Source organism: Arenimonas daejeonensis, assembly GCF_007993735.1.
In the GTDB taxonomy this organism is placed as follows: domain Bacteria; phylum Pseudomonadota; class Gammaproteobacteria; order Xanthomonadales; family Xanthomonadaceae; genus Arenimonas; species Arenimonas daejeonensis.
In genome coordinates, this window is the sequence record NZ_CP042453.1 from 790,810 (window position 1) to 804,832 (window position 14,023).

The 14,023-nt window shown below is 69.4% G+C and carries 13 protein-coding genes, 1 tRNA gene and 1 pseudogene; 10 read left to right on the forward strand and 5 right to left on the reverse strand.

Features of this window, described 5'->3' with window-relative positions:
* Nucleotides 1-72: 72 nt before the first annotated feature.
* Genes FRZ33_RS03790 through FRZ33_RS03800 form a run of 3 tightly spaced genes read left to right on the forward strand, consistent with a single transcriptional unit; the run spans nucleotide 73 to nucleotide 3,037 of the window.
* Nucleotides 73-1,113, forward strand: a complete 1,041-nt coding sequence (locus FRZ33_RS03790; RefSeq protein ID WP_484463045.1) for a DUF748 domain-containing protein — start codon at nucleotides 73-75, stop codon at nucleotides 1,111-1,113.
* Nucleotides 1,110-1,739, forward strand: a complete 630-nt coding sequence (locus FRZ33_RS03795; RefSeq protein WP_146907736.1) for a DUF748 domain-containing protein — start codon at nucleotides 1,110-1,112, stop codon at nucleotides 1,737-1,739. Before FRZ33_RS03790 ends, FRZ33_RS03795 begins: the two co-directional genes overlap by 4 nt.
* Nucleotides 1,706-3,037: a DUF748 domain-containing protein gene (locus FRZ33_RS03800; RefSeq protein WP_146907738.1), complete on the forward strand. Its 1,332-nt coding sequence runs from the start codon at nucleotides 1,706-1,708 to the stop codon at nucleotides 3,035-3,037. Before FRZ33_RS03795 ends, FRZ33_RS03800 begins: the two co-directional genes overlap by 34 nt.
* Here the strand turns inward: FRZ33_RS03800 and FRZ33_RS03805 are convergent, their stop codons facing one another.
* A complete protein-coding gene (locus FRZ33_RS03805; protein ID WP_146907740.1) occupies nucleotides 3,038-3,913 on the reverse strand; it encodes an alpha/beta fold hydrolase in 876 nt (291 codons plus the stop codon).
* Nucleotides 3,914-4,081: 168 nt separating this feature from the next.
* On the opposite strand from FRZ33_RS03805, the gene FRZ33_RS03810 reads away from it, so the two are divergent.
* The 5 genes from FRZ33_RS03810 (at nucleotide 4,082) to FRZ33_RS03830 (ending at nucleotide 8,779) form a co-directional block, all read left to right on the forward strand.
* On the forward strand, nucleotides 4,082-5,170 hold the full coding sequence (locus tag FRZ33_RS03810; RefSeq protein WP_146907741.1) for an alkene reductase: 1,089 nt from the start codon (nucleotides 4,082-4,084) through the stop codon (nucleotides 5,168-5,170).
* Between the two features lie 65 nt (nucleotides 5,171-5,235).
* Complete coding sequence (locus tag FRZ33_RS03815) at nucleotides 5,236-6,159, forward strand: lipase family protein (RefSeq protein ID WP_146907743.1); 924 nt, start codon at nucleotides 5,236-5,238, stop codon at nucleotides 6,157-6,159.
* An 18-nt stretch (nucleotides 6,160-6,177) separates the two neighbouring features.
* On the forward strand, nucleotides 6,178-6,597 hold the full coding sequence (locus tag FRZ33_RS03820) for a hypothetical protein (protein WP_146907745.1): 420 nt from the start codon (nucleotides 6,178-6,180) through the stop codon (nucleotides 6,595-6,597).
* A gap of 34 nt (nucleotides 6,598-6,631) precedes the next feature.
* Nucleotides 6,632-7,396: a hypothetical protein gene (locus tag FRZ33_RS03825; protein WP_146907747.1), complete on the forward strand. Its 765-nt coding sequence runs from the start codon at nucleotides 6,632-6,634 to the stop codon at nucleotides 7,394-7,396.
* A gap of 114 nt (nucleotides 7,397-7,510) precedes the next feature.
* On the forward strand, nucleotides 7,511-8,779 hold the full coding sequence (locus tag FRZ33_RS03830; protein ID WP_146907749.1) for a TraB/GumN family protein: 1,269 nt from the start codon (nucleotides 7,511-7,513) through the stop codon (nucleotides 8,777-8,779).
* Here FRZ33_RS03830 and FRZ33_RS03835 read toward each other — a convergent pair.
* On the reverse strand, nucleotides 8,757-9,026 hold the full coding sequence (locus tag FRZ33_RS03835) for a hypothetical protein (protein ID WP_227978099.1): 270 nt from the start codon (nucleotides 9,024-9,026) through the stop codon (nucleotides 8,757-8,759). The genes FRZ33_RS03830 and FRZ33_RS03835 overlap by 23 nt on opposite strands.
* A gap of 434 nt (nucleotides 9,027-9,460) precedes the next feature.
* On the opposite strand from FRZ33_RS03835, the gene FRZ33_RS03840 reads away from it, so the two are divergent.
* Entirely contained in the window at nucleotides 9,461-11,347 is a 1,887-nt protein-coding gene (locus FRZ33_RS03840) for an amidohydrolase family protein (protein WP_146907753.1), read from the forward strand.
* Here FRZ33_RS03840 and FRZ33_RS03845 read toward each other — a convergent pair.
* The 3 genes from FRZ33_RS03845 to FRZ33_RS03855 all read right to left on the reverse strand — a co-directional run bounded on the left by FRZ33_RS03845 (nucleotide 11,319) and on the right by FRZ33_RS03855 (nucleotide 12,991).
* Complete coding sequence (locus FRZ33_RS03845; protein ID WP_146907755.1) at nucleotides 11,319-12,146, reverse strand: bestrophin-like domain; 828 nt, start codon at nucleotides 12,144-12,146, stop codon at nucleotides 11,319-11,321. The two genes, FRZ33_RS03840 and FRZ33_RS03845, sit on opposite strands and share 29 nt — an antisense overlap.
* A 390-nt stretch (nucleotides 12,147-12,536) precedes the next feature.
* Nucleotides 12,537-12,612: transfer RNA gene (locus tag FRZ33_RS03850), tRNA-Arg, on the reverse strand.
* Between the two features lie 139 nt (nucleotides 12,613-12,751).
* Nucleotides 12,752-12,991, reverse strand: coding sequence for a hypothetical protein (locus FRZ33_RS03855; RefSeq protein ID WP_146907757.1), 240 nt, complete (start codon nucleotides 12,989-12,991; stop codon nucleotides 12,752-12,754).
* Nucleotides 12,992-13,091: 100 nt separating this feature from the next.
* Between FRZ33_RS03855 and ubiA the strand changes: the two are divergent.
* Nucleotides 13,092-14,018: pseudogene (gene ubiA / locus FRZ33_RS03860) on the forward strand (4-hydroxybenzoate octaprenyltransferase).
* The last annotated feature ends 5 nt before the right edge of the window (nucleotides 14,019-14,023 follow it).

The following is a 14,023-nucleotide window of genomic DNA, read 5'->3' on the forward strand; positions in this document are numbered from 1 at the left end:
GTTTCCGCATGCCGCCCTGGCTGAAGCGTAAGCGGGTCTGGATCCCCGGCGCCCTGGCCCTGGCCCCTGGGCCTGTATGCGGCCGCGGGCTTCTGGTGGGCGCCACGGCTGATCCGCGACGCGATCATCGCCGACGGCAGCGCCGCGCTCGGCGTGCCGGTGTCGGTGGGCGAAGTGCAGACCCACCCCTTCACCTTCGAGATGACCGTGCACGACCTGGTGGTCGCGGATCCGGACGAGCCGCTGCTGGCGCTCGAGCGGCTCTATGTCGATTTCGAACTGGCCTCGCTGTGGCGGCGCGCCTGGACCTTCAGGATCGTGCGGCTGAACGGTCCGTTCGCGCGCGCCATCATCCGGCCCGACGGCTCGCTCAACCTGATGGACCTGGTGCCCGACGCGCCGCCGCAGGCCGAGCCGGAGCCCTTGCCCGGCGTGCACATCGAACAGCTGATCGTCTCGCGCGGCCAGGTCAATTTCGCCGACCGCAGCCGGCGCCAGCAGCCGGAAAAAGTGCTGGCGCCGATCCAGTTCGAACTCAGCGACTTCCGCACCACGCCCGAGGGCGGCGATTTCACCCTCAGCGCGGCCAGCGAAGCCGGCGAACGGTTCGACTGGAAGGGCCGGATCGCGGCGCAGCCGGTGAGCTCGCAGGGCGAATTCAGCATCCGCGGACTCAAGGCGCGCAGCGTCTGGGAATTCGCCAGCGAACAATTGCCGTTCGAGCTCGCGGCCGGCGAACTGGACCTGGCCGGCACCTACGATTTCCGTTACGACCAGGCCACGTCCCTGGAAGCGAGCCTGCCGGAGATCACCGGCACCGGGCTCACGCTGCGCGAAACCGGCCACGGCGAGGACCGGGTGGTGCTGCCCAAGCTCACCGTCGCCGACACCCGGCTGTCCTGGGCCCAGGGCACGGTGGACGTGGACAGCGTCACCGTGGAGGGCGCGCAGGTGGATTCCTGGCGCGAACCCGACGGCCGCTTCAGCATCGAACGCCTGCTGGCCGGTATGCCGGCGGATGCCGCGCCCGCGCAGGAGACCCCGGCGCCGGCCCCGGAGGCGGTGCCGCCCCGACGCCGGCACCGCCGGTCGAAGCCACGCCCGATGTCGTGATCCCGCCGGTGCCCGCCGATGCGCAGACACCACGCGAAGCCGTGGCCGAGGCCGCACCCGACTGGCAGATGCGCCTGAAGACCTTCACGTTGACCGGCGCGCAGATCGCCTTCGAGGATCGTTCGGTGACGCCGGCGGTGCCGTTCCGGATCGCGCCGCTGTCGGTCACCGCCACCGGCATCGACCTGGACCTCACGCATCCGGTGCCGGTGCAGATCGCCGGCCGGATCGACGACAGCGCCGACTTCACCGCCGCCGGCAGCGTCACGCCGGAAACCCTGGCGGCCGACCTCGAGGTCACGCTGTCGGGATTCGCGCTGCCGAAACTGCAGCCGTATCTCAACCAGAGCATGGCCGCCGACGTCACCTCCGGCACCCTGTCGGCGAAGGGCCGCGCCGTGCTGGCCCCGGAAGGCGCCACGCCCTGGCTCGGTTACGCCGGCGAGGCCTCGGTGGAAGGTTTCCGCCTGGTGGACCAGATCGATCGCGAAGAACTCGTGCGCTGGCAGCGCACCGACCTTGAAGGCCTGGAGCTGGGACTGGGCCCGGATGCGGTGAAAGCACGGCGGATCACCGCGCGCCAGCCTTTCCCATGGTCGTCGCGATCGCGCCCGACCAGACCGTGAACCTGGTGCGTGCGATGTCGCCCCGGCCACAGGCCCACCTGACGGAGGCGGTGGCGGCACGCGTGCACACCGTCACCGAAGCGACCGACATGGCGATCGACGTCGCCGAGCTGCGCCTGGTGGCCGCGACCATGAGCTTCTCGGACCGGTTCATCCAGCCCAACTTCAGCGCCAGGGTCGAATCGCTCGACGGCACGGTGCGCGGCCTGTCCAGCAACCCGCGCCGGGCCGCGAAGGTGGACCTGGCCGGCTTCGTGGTGAACAAGTTCTCGCCGGTGATCATCCAGGGCGAGGTCAATCCTTTCCGCTACGACCTGCACACCGACCTGAAGCTGCAGTTCCGCAACATCGACCTGCCGGTGTTCAATCCGTACTCGGGGCGTTACGCCGGTTTCGCGATCGCCAAGGGAAAACTCACCACCGAACTCGACTACACCATCCGCGACCGCCAGCTCGAGGCCAACCACCACGTGGTGCTGGACCAGCTCGAATGGGGCGAGGCCACCGACAGCCAGGACAAGGTCTCGCTGCCGATCCGCCTGGCCACCAGCCTGCTCAAGGACCGCGAGGGCGTGATCGACCTGGACCTGCCGATCACCGGTTCGCTGGACGACCCGACGTTCCGCGTCGGCCCGGTGGTGTGGCAGATCGTCAAGAACCTGGTGGTGAAGATCGTCACCGCGCCGTTCGCCTTCCTCGGGTCGCTGTTCGAAGGCGCCGAGGATGCGCAGTTCGTGGTGTTCGCGCCTGGCGACGCCGCGCTGTCGCCGGAGCAGCAGACCAGCCTGGCCGCGTTGGCCAAGGGCCTGGCGGAGCGGCCGCAGCTGCGCATCGAAGTGCCGGCCGGCCTGGTGCCCGAACTCGATGCGCCGGCGCTGGCGCAGCGGCGTTTCGACGCCGCGCTGGCGGTGCTGGCGGAAACCCCGGAGGACGGGACTTTCGCACTCGACGCGCTCGAACCCGACGACCGCATCGACCTGCTGCGCGACCTGTACAAGCAGCAGTTCGACCGGCGCGCCAAGATCCCCGACGAAGCCGAACCGCCGGAAGACGCCGACCGCGCCGCCCGCAAGGCCCTGCGCGAGGCGCACGAACAGGCCTGGCTGACGGCCGAGCTGCTGCCGCGGTTCACGCCCACCGACACCGAGCTCGAGACCCTGGCGCAGGCGCGCGCGCAGGCGATCCAGGAAGCGCTGCTGGCCGGCGGCGAACTGGAACCGACGCGGGTGTTCGTCACCGGTGCGCGGCCGCTGGCGGCCAAGGACGGCCAGGTCAGCCTGGAGCTGGCGCTGGAGTGATCAGCGCGCGGCGACCGCGCCGTCGGCGAACTGCCGCAGCACCGCGTCTCGGGTCGCGTCGACATGCGTTTCCATCGGCGCGTGGCCGGCGCCGGCGATGGTGACCCAGCGTGCCGAAGGCAGGTCGCGGCGCAGGCGCTCGGCCGCCTCGGCCTTCACCCAGCGGTCGTCCTCGCCCCAGACCATAAGGGTCGGCACGCGGTCCAGTCGCTGTGCGTCGGCGGCCGGCGGCCACTGCGCCGAATAGCCGGTCAGGATCGCCAGCGCCGTGCCCGGCTGTTGCAGCGGCGTCAGGTAACCGCTCACTTCCGCTTCGCTGGGTTCGCGGTTGTAGGCGCGTTCGATCAGGCCGGCGATGCGTTCGGGATGGTGCAGGTAGCGGCTCTCGACCAGGCTGGCGATGAAGCGACGGAAGCGCGGCGATCGGTAACGTTCGCGGCTGCGCAGTTCGCGTGGCGAGATGATCGGGTTGCCGGCGATGTACACCACGCTGCGCGCCGTGCCCGGCTGCTGCGCCAGTTCGGCCACCACCCGCGTGCCCATCGAATGCCCCAGCAGGCACCAGCGCCGGCCCGGCGCCTGGGTTTCCAGCCACGGCCGCAGGGCCGACCCGGCGGTGCCCGGGAACGGCACGCGGGCGCTGTAGCCGTAGGCCGGCAGGTCCAGGGCCCAGACCGGGTGGCCGGCCGCCGCCAGCGCCGGCGCCAGATCGCGGAAGCTGAAGGTCGAACCGCCCAGGCCATGCACCAGCAGCACCGGGCAGCCGGTCGCGCCACCGGTCGCCGGCCAGTGGCGCAGGTGCACCCGCACGCTGTCGATGGTCTCGAAGCGGGAGTTGGCGAAGGGCTCGGCGGCCGCCGGGGGCTTGCCAGGCACAGGCCGAGCAACAGGGGCGCAGGACGGTCATGCCGCGATTCAAGCGCAATCGACGTGGGTGCCGTGTCACGGGATCATCCTGTTATGGAAACGATACGTAACGATCATGGGGCTTTGTTGCGGCAATGAAGGGGTTCATCTTGCTCCCACCTCCACGGAGATCCCGACATGGCCACCCCGCTCACCCAGTCCACCCGCCTCGGCCCCCTGACCCTGCGCAACCGCATCGTCATGGCCCCGATGACCCGCTCCCGCGCCGAGGGCAACCTGCCCAATGCGCTGATGCGCGATTATTACGCCCAGCGCGCCGGCGCCGGCCTGATCATCAGCGAAGGCACCGCGCCGACGCCGGACGCGCTCGGTTACGCCCGCATCCCCGGCCTGTTCACCGCGGCCCAGGCCCGCGCCTGGGGCGAGATCGCCGATGCCGTGCACGCCGGCGGCGCGAAATTCTTCATCCAGCTGATGCACACCGGCCGCATCGGCCACCCGGCCAACCTGCCGGCGGGCGCGCAGCTGCTGGCGCCGTCGGCGGTCGCCGCGGCCGGCCAGATCTGGACCGACAGCGCCGGCATGCAGGACCACCCGGTGCCCAGGGCCATGGACGCGGCCGACCTGGCCAGCGCGCGCGAGGGTTTCGCGCAGGCCGCGAAACTCGCCGTTGCCCACGGCGTGGACGGCGTCGAGCTGCACGCCGCCAACGGTTATTTGCTGGCGCAGTTCCTGAATCCGCGCAGCAACCAGCGCACCGATGCCTACGGCGGCAATGGCGAGAACCGCCGCCGTTTCCTGCTCGAGACCGTGGACGCCACCATCGCCGCGATCGGCAAGGACAAGGTCGGCGTGCGCCTGAGCCCGTTCAATGCGTTCAACGACCTCGAGTCCGGTTTCGCCGGCGAGCGCGAGGAATTCCTGGCCACCGTCGCCGAACTCTCGGCGCGTGGCATCGCCTACCTGCACCTGGGCGGCGGCACCGTGCCGGCCGAACTGCTGCCGGCCGTGCGCGCCGCCTTCTCCGGCACGCTCATCCTCAACGGCGGTTACGACGGCGCGCGCGCGCAGGCCGACGTGACGGCCGGCCTGGCCGACCTGGTGGCCTTCGGTCGTCCGTTCGTCAGCAACCCGGACCTGCCCGAACGCTTGCGTACGGGTGCGCCTATCGCCGACCTTGACGCCGCCACGCTCTACACGCCGGGCGCCGCGGGTTACACCGACTATCCTCGCCATCAGGAAGCGGAAGCCGCGCTCGCGCCCTGAACCAGGGATGCAACCCACCACCGCGGCATGGCCGGGCCGCGGTGGTGATGGGAGAATTGCGGCATATGACGCGCCTGTTCCGAAGCCTGCTGCTGTTTTCCTCGCTGCTGTTGGCGGCCTGCGCCGGCACCCCGGAGCGGCCGGACCTGGCGCGCCTGTACGAAGCCGAGACCAGCAACCCACACCAGCCGCCAGTGATCCTGATCCACGGCCTGATGGGTTCGACCCTGGTGGAGAAGGACACCGGCAAGGAATTCTGGCCCGGTGGCCTGGGCTCCCTGGCCTTCAGCGAATACCGCGAACTGGCGCGCATGAAGACCGCCGAGGCGCAGGGCGGCGGCCTGGTGCCGGGCGACCTGTTCTACGGCGTCGCCCGCACCGACTTCTACGGCGCGCTGCGCGACACGCTGGAGAACATCGGCCGCTTCAAGCGTGGCACGCCGGGCACCCCGGTCAGCGCCGACGACCGCCGCCGCTATTACGTGCTGCTGTACGACTGGCGCAAGGAAAACCTGGTCGCCGTGCGCCAGCTGCACGAACTGATCAACCAGATCCGCCGCGACTACAACGACCCGGACCTGGCGGTGGACATCGTCGCGCACAGCAACGGTGGCCTGATCGCCAACTACTACCTGCGCTACGGCCCCAAGGACGTGTTGACCTCGGACGAGTTCATCCTGGAACCTGGGCGCGCACCGGATCCGCCGCATGGTGCTGCTGGGCACGCCCAACCTGGGCGCCGTCACCAGCCTCGAACGCCTGCAGCAGGGTTTCAGGATCGCCTGGCGCACGGTGCCGGTGGAGGTGCTGGTGACCTTCGCCACGCCGTTCGAGGCGCTGCCGCATCCGGACGCGCAGGTGATCTATTCACCCGAAGGCAAGCCCATTCCCTTCGACATCTACGACCCCGATGCCTGGCGCGTGCGGCTCTGGTCGGTGTTCTCGCCGGAAGTCGAGGCGCGTGTCCTGGCCGATGCGCCGGACCGTGAAACCGGCGAACTGAACATATGGCCGAGCTGCAGGCCTATTTCGTGCGCCACCTGGCGCGCGCCAAGCAGTTCCAGCGGGCGCTCAGCGCGCCGGCGCAGGCCAACGGCGTCGAGGTGGCGGTGTTCGGCGGCGACTGCACGCTCACCCCGGCCCGGGCGGTGCTCGACTTCGACGGCACCAGCGAGCGCCTGGTGATCCGCCCCGACGAGGTCAAGGCCCGGGTCGAGGGCGTGGACTACGAGCGCCTGCTGCTGCAGCCCGGCGACGACCTGGTGACCCGTGACTCCCAGCTCGGCCGCGGCCTGCCGACCGTGGCGGGCCAGCCTTCGGCCTTCTTCCCGCTGGCCCAGAGCTTCTTCCTGTGCGAAACCCACGACCAGCTGTCGGTCAACGCCTACTTCCAGAACAACCTGCTGCAGTTCCTGCTCGGCCGATGAGCGCGGGCCGGCCGGCGGGGCATAGAATGGCCGCATGAAGGACCTGCGTTCCCTGCTCATCGACTGCCGCATCGAACTGCGCAAGCTCTCGCGCGACTTCCAGAAGACCGAGCTGTGCGAACGCCTGGACCTGGCCATCCAGTCCGCGATCAACGCCTCGACCGCCGCCAGCAGCGAAGCGGTGAACGACGCGCTGCCGCCGGAGAAGGCGCAGACCGTCAGCCAGGTCGCGCTGGCCTGGCAGACCGCTTCGCGTGACCTCAAGTTCTCCGACCCGGCCATCCACGCGCGCCTGAGCGAGAAGGTGATGCGCCTGCTCGGCGCCAAGTCGCTGGTCGACCCGGCCACCGAGATCATCCAGCTCGAACAGGTCAGCGCCACGATGCAGGCGCGCATCACCGCGCTGGAAAAGGAAAACAAGGCGCTGGGAGTCGAACGCGACGCGCTGCTCGGCGCCCTGGCGACCGCCGCGCCCCAGCTCAAGGACGGCGGCGACCGCCTGGCGGTGGCGCTGGCGCGGGTGTCCTGGCTCAAGGCCGAAGCGAACAAGGCGACCGAAATGGCGTCGTCGCCGGAACGCGCGGCCAAACGCGCGCCCGAACCGCAGGACACCGTGCCCACGCCGCAACTGCTGGAAGCCGCCGCCGCCGGCGCCGCCGCCTTCACCAAGGAACAGCGCGAATGGTGCGTCGGCGAGGCGATGGTGCTCACCGGCTTCTCGTTCACGCCGGTCGAGCTGATCGAGAAAGGCGACGCCGCGATGGCGAAGATCATCGTCGAGGCCCGCCGGGGCGGCTGAAGCCGCTGCGTGAACGGGAGCTGTGGTGGTATGTCGATGGGGACGTGACAGCGGATTGACGCGGCCTAGAATCGGCCCACGGTCCCGGCCTCCGCCGGGCGCGAAGGGTCCCGCATGCCGTTGTCCGCTGCCCGATTGATCGTCCTGCTGTTCGCCAGCCTGTGCCTGTCGCCGCTGCAGGCCGCGGAAACGCAACCGCCGTCACCCGAAGAAGAAGCGCTGCCGGACGAGATCGACGGCATGAAGGTGCTCGATGCCGTGGTGGTCAGCGGCGTGCAGCCGGGTCCCGGCCTGTGGAAAGTCTCGCGCGACGGCAAGGTGATGTGGGTGCTGGCCGGCCTGTGGCCGCTGCCCAAGCGCATGGAATGGAACACGCTGCCGCTGGAGCGCCACATCGCCCGCGCCGGCGTGGTGCTGATGCCGCCGACGGTGAAGATCGAGGCCGAAGGTGCGGCATTCGGCGGCATCTTCCTGCTGCCGCGGCTGATGTCGGCGCGCAACAACCCGGAGAAGGAAAAGCTGGCGGACGTGCTGCCGGCGACCGACTACGCACGCTGGACGCGGCTGAAGGCGGTCTATCTGGGGCGTGACCGCGGCGTCGAGAAACGCCGCCCGATCCTGGCCGCGATCGAACTGCGCGAAAGCGCTCTGGACGCGCACGACCTGAGCCAGCGCGACATCATCGGCCGCGCGGTGACGCAGGCGGCGAAGAAGGCCGACGTGCCGCTGCAGCGGCCGCAGGTCACCCTCGTAGTCGCCGACGCCAAGGCCGCGGTGAAGGAATTCGCCGCCCGACCGCTGGACGACGTCGAATGTTTCCGCCGCATCCTCGACCAGGTCGAAAACGACATGGACACGCTTGCGCAACGCGCCAACGCCTGGGCGCTGGGCGACATCGCCGGGCTGCGCGCGTTGACCTACACCGACGTCGCCAAGACCTGCACCGATGCCATCCTGCAGAGCGGGCTGGCGCAGTCGCGCGGTTTTGACCAGGTGCCGGCGCGTGCGCAGGCCGCCTGGCTGGCCGAGGCCGAGAAGGCGCTGGCGACGCACGACGAAAGCGTGGCGATGCTGTCCCTGTCCCAGGGTGATCGGCCCCAGCGGTTACCTGGCGGCGCTGGAGCAGCGGGGTTATACGGTGGAGTCGCCGGAAGTCACCGGCGAACCGGGACCTGCGGACGAGGCAGCGCCCCCGGCAGCGGACTGACCGGTAGCTGCGGCCTCGGTTGCTGCGGGCCGTCGAAAGGAACAGGAAGAAGACCCGTGTCGCCACCACGGCACCGATGCCGATCTCCAGGCTTCCGCCAGATCGATCGAATCCGCAGGGACGGGGCCCTGCGCGCAAGGCCCCGTCATGCATTCACCAGCCGCTGTTGGGCTTGACCTCTTCGGCGATCTGGCTCGCGGCGCAGCTCAGGCCCTGCGCGGCCAGCCCACCAACGGCGCCGATGATCGCTCCAGGCACGGCGCCGACGCCTGCGCCCAGTGCGCCGCCGATCGCGCCGCCGACGGCACCCTGGACCGTGGAGCTGATGAAACTGCCGGAACTGCAGGCAGGCAGCTGATAACCGGCGCGCGACTCGTTACCGCCGGAAACGAAGCTGATTTCATCAAAAGTGACCATTCGCATTGTTCTGTTCTCTCTTCTGGCCAGAAATATTGCTGGCGGCGGAAACCTAACGCACGCCATCCATCCTGCCCATGGCGATGGCCGGTGCGGACGCCCCGCCAGGGTCCCGCACGCGTCAACACGCACTGACCGGTGTGGCGCGAGCGACAGGAAAACCAGCCTTCCCGGTCCGGACGCTAAGTGGTCGTGCACAAGTTCTGTGAAGCATCGCGCGACATGTCATTTCCGTTCACGGCCACCGGCCGGACGCGCACCGGTCCTGCCGCCGGTTTCATGTAAGGTCATGCAACCCAGTGCCGGAACCCTGCCATGTTGATCCGCCTGCAAGTCCTTGTCCTGCTCGTCGTCGCGCCCGCCGTGCAAGCTGGCGAGTCCCGCGAGATCCGCTACGACTGGATCACCGGGGCGAACGCAGCGGCGGGCTGGTCACCCGGGTGGACGAACAGGGCCAACGCACCAGCGAGTTCGAGTTCAACGACCGCGGGCGCGGCCCGAAACTGGTCGAGCGGATCACGCTCGACGCGGCCGGACTTCCGCTGGCGATCGAAGTGGACGGCAACAGCTACATGGGCGCGCCCGTGCAGGAAGATTATTCCCGCGTGGAAGGGGCGGCGAAGTGGAACAGCACGCTGGACCGCGGCGAGCGCACCACCACAAGCCCGTCCTTTTACGCGGCCGCCGAAGGCACGCCGGACCAGCTGGCATTGCTGGCCCGTGCGCTGCTGCGTGCGCCGGGGCAGCGACTGCCGCTGCTACCGGCCGGCGAAGCCCGCATCGAGGTGCTGCTGAGCCATGAATTCACCACCGGCGGCGAGAAGCAGCGCGCCACCCTGCACGCGATCAGTGGGCTGGGCTTCACGCCCGAATTCATCTGGCTGGATGAAGACGAGGACCTGTTCGCGCTGAGCTATGGCTGGATGGGCCTGGCGCGGGAAGGGCGGGGCGAGGTGCTGGAGGAAATCCGCCGGCTGCAGGACCAGGCGGAAGACACCCTGCTGCGCCAGCGTGCGACCGAGCTGACCCAACGCATGCCCGCGCGCTGGTGCCTGAGCGATGCGCGCTGGCTGGACGTGGACACGGGCAAGTTGAACCCGGCCGCCAACCTGCTGATCGCCGACGGTGTGATCGAAGCCGTCGGCGCGCCCGCGGACGTCGACTGCAGCGGTCTGCCGCAGATCCCCGCCGCCGGGCGGATCGTGCTGCCGGGCCTGTGGGACATGCACGTGCATGCCGGTGCGTCCGACGGACTGCTGCACATCGCCAACGGCGTGACCGGCGCGCGCGACCTGGCCAACGACCACGAGCAGCTGATGAAGGTGGCGGCCAGTTTCGCCAGCGGCGAACTCGTCGGGCCGCGGCTGCAGCGCTCCGGTTTCATCGACAAGAAAAGTCCGTACACGGCGCCGACCGGCGCGCCGGTGGACACGCTCGAGCAGGCCCTGGCGCAGATCGACCAGTACGCCGCGCAGGGTTACCCGCAGGTCAAGATCTACTCGTCCATCCCGCCCGAATGGGTGGCGCCGATGGCGGCGCGCATCCACGGCCACGGCATGCGGCTGTCGGGCCACATCCCGGCCTTCATGAGCGCCGAACAGGCGGTGCGCCAGGGTTTCGACGAGATCCAGCACGTCAACATGCTGTTCCTGAACTTCGTGTCCGACGCCGACACCGACAGCCGCACGCCGCAGCGTTTCCTGAAGGTGGCGGAGAAGGGCGGCGACCTGGACCTGGACAGCGCGGAAGTCCGCGACTTCATCGCCCTGCTCAAGCAGCGCGACATCGTGGTGGACCCGACGGTGAGCATCTTCGACGAGATGTTCCGCCACCGCTCGGGCGAAGTCTCGCCGGTGCTGGCCAGTGTTGCCGATCATCTTCCGCCCCAGGTGCAGCGGTCGGCCCGTGCCGGCAGCCTGGACATCAACGAGGGGAACGCCGCGCGCTACGCGGCGTCGGCCGAGGCGCTGCTCGGCATGATCCGCAGGCTGCACGAAGCTGGCGTCCGATTGGTGCCGGGCACCGACAGCATCGTCGGCTTCACCCTGCACCGGGAGCTCGAGCTGTACGTGCAGGCGGGCATTCCCAACGCCGAAGTGATCCGGCTGGCCACTTCGTCCGCCGCGGACATCGCCAATACCGGCGTCAAGGTCGGCCGCATCGCGCCGGGCCAGGCCGCGGACCTGCTGGTGGTGGACGGCGACCCGCTGCAGGACATCGCCGCGCTGCGGCGTGGTGTGCTGGTGGTGCGCGGCGACCGCGTGTTTCGCCCCGACGCGATCTACCGCAGCCTGGGCATCAAGCCGTTCGTCGAATCGATCCCGTGACGACGGCTGGGGTCATTCCCCGGCGTCGATGAACGTCCGCAGGTCGACCAGCGGCTGCTGGGTCACCCGGACGTAACCCCCGGACGATCGATCGCCACGATGACGGTGATGACCATGGGGCGAACGACACCGCCAGGATGAAGACCGACTTGGCCCGCCGGGAGCCGGACAATCCGGTGTGGTAGCCCATGCTCATGGTGCCGAACACGATCAGTGCGTACAGCGCCACCCACACGCCAGGCGGAATACGCAGCTGGAGCCCGACGGACACACGCGACGCGTGGACCGCAAAAACATCACTGAGTGATTGGATGTACAGCGCGCCAACGTCGGAGTTCATGTCCCGGCGGCCGTTGGCGACCGCGATGTCCCAGAGGCGACGCTGGATCTGGTCGGTCCGCAACAGCGTGGGACGTACCGCTTCCGGCTGTGCGCTGCCCTCGTCCGCGAACGCCAGCCGCAGGTCCAGGTACTCGCGCAGCAAGGTGCGGGTTTCGGCACGGTCGGCCTCGGTGAGGAAATCCGAGCGCAGGTAAGTCAGCCGGATCGCGTTTGCATCCTCGCGCACCAGTGTCTTCTTGGCGTCGTAGCGGTTCGCGGCCAATCCGAACGTGAAGGCCAGCATGAACGCGGTCAGGCCGAGGATGGCGCCGGCCACGCCCGACGCGGGCGATTCCTTCTCGTCCTCGGAACGACGGTGCGAGCTGCGGCCCAGGCGGTATCCGGCTTCGACCGCCGCCATCACGGCGGCGATGGTGGCGACGAAGAAGATCCAGACGGGAACGGAATCGAGGTTCATGTGCGGGATCCTCTTGATCGCCTGCGGTACCGGAATGGACCGGGATCCCACGCCGCCCCTGCGGGTCAACGCGACCCGCCTGCCGGCGCATTACCAGGTCTCGTCGCCTGCCATTTCCTTCTTGCGCCTTTCGCGGTTGCGTTCCCTGCGCGACGCCTCGCGTTCCCGCCGGGCCGACGCCAAGGAACGCCGGGACCGCGGCGTCCGCAACTCCAGTCGTTTCCGATTGCGGTTCATGGGCGCTTCCCCGTCGGGATCCGGGTGCACCGGCACCCGCTTGGCAGACTGTCCTCCAAGCGACCGCAGGCCGTGTTGACCTTGATCAAAAGCTTGTCGCCGCAGAGTCCGCCTCCCGGGAGCGCCACCGGGGCGGGATCGTCACAGGAGAGTTGGCGCGCCCGGAGGATTCGAACCCCCGACCAATGGCTTCGGAAGCCACTACTCTATCCGGCTGAGCTACGGGCGCGTCGTGTGTTGCGGGGACCTTGCGGTCCGGGCCGGGGCAGCGGGGCTGCCGCCGGCGGTCCGCAGGGCCACCGGGTTTCCGGTGGCCTGCGGCCGGCGATTATAGCCCAAGGCCCGGGCGAAACGGCCCGGGCACGGGTTCAGAGCACCGGGCGGCGGTACATCGCCGCATTGATGCAGGCAAAGATCGACACCGCGAACCAGCCGAAGGGCAGCAGGCTCAGGGTGATCAGCCAGCTGGCGACGAAGGCCAGGCAGGCGAACACGAACCAGAACAGGGCCGACAGCACCCGCCCCTGGATCAGCTGGCCCAGCCCCGGAAACAGCAGGCTGCAGATGGCGGCGATGACATTGCCGGCGGAACCTGGACCGTTGCTCATGCGGGTGCTCCTCGTGAAGGGTCAAGGCTAAAGCTGGGGCCGTACCGGCGTCCGGTCAAGGGCCGGGCCTCTGCTAGGCTTTATCGATGTCTTACGAACGATACGCCCCCCGGTTCCCGACCCGGTACCGCCGCTCTGGCGCCAGCGCCTGCCGCATTTCTGGCAGCTGGTCCGCGGCGACCGGCCGGTCGGCATCCTGCTGCTGCTGTGGCCGACCTGGTGGGCGCTGTGGCTGGCCGCCGAGGGAGTTCCGCCGGTCGGCACGCTGCTGATCTTCACCGCCGGCGTTTGGCTGACCCGTTCGGCCGGCTGCGTGATCAACGACTACGCCGACCGCTGGCTGGACCCGCAGGTCGAGCGCACGAAATCGCGGCCGCTGGCCACCGGCGCGGTGTCGGCGCGCGAGGCGCTGGCGCTGTTCGCCGTGCTGATGCTGGTCGCCTTCGGCCTGGTGCTGCTGACCAACCGGCTCACGGTTTACCTGAGCGTGGCCGCGGTGGTCCTGGCCGCCACCTATCCTTTCCTCAAGCGTTACACCTACCTGCCGCAGGCCTGGCTGGGCCTGGCCTTCGGCTGGGGCATCCCGATGGCGTTCGCGGCGGTGCAGGGCGAGGTGCCGGCGCTGGCCTGGCTGCTGTTATGGGCAACCTGCTGTGGACCACGGCCTACGACACCTGGTACGCGATGGTGGACCGCGAGGACGACATCCGCGCCGGTTCGAAATCCACCGCCATCCTGTTCGGCGAGGCCGACCTGATCGCGCTGGCCCTGCTGTTTGCCGGGTTCTTCTGGGCGATGTGGCTGGTGGGCGCGCGCGCGGAACTGGGCCTGCTCTACCTGGGGCGGCCTGGCGGTGGCCCTGCTGGTGGTGGGGCTGCAGTTCTGGATCGCGCGCCACCGCGGCCGCGGCGAATGTTTCATCGCCTTCCGCACCAATCAGTGGGTGGGCCTGTTCGTGTTCGCCGGCATCGCCGCCCAATACGCGTTGGGCGACGAGTGGCTGATGACGCTCCTCGGTAACCGCTGAGTTCC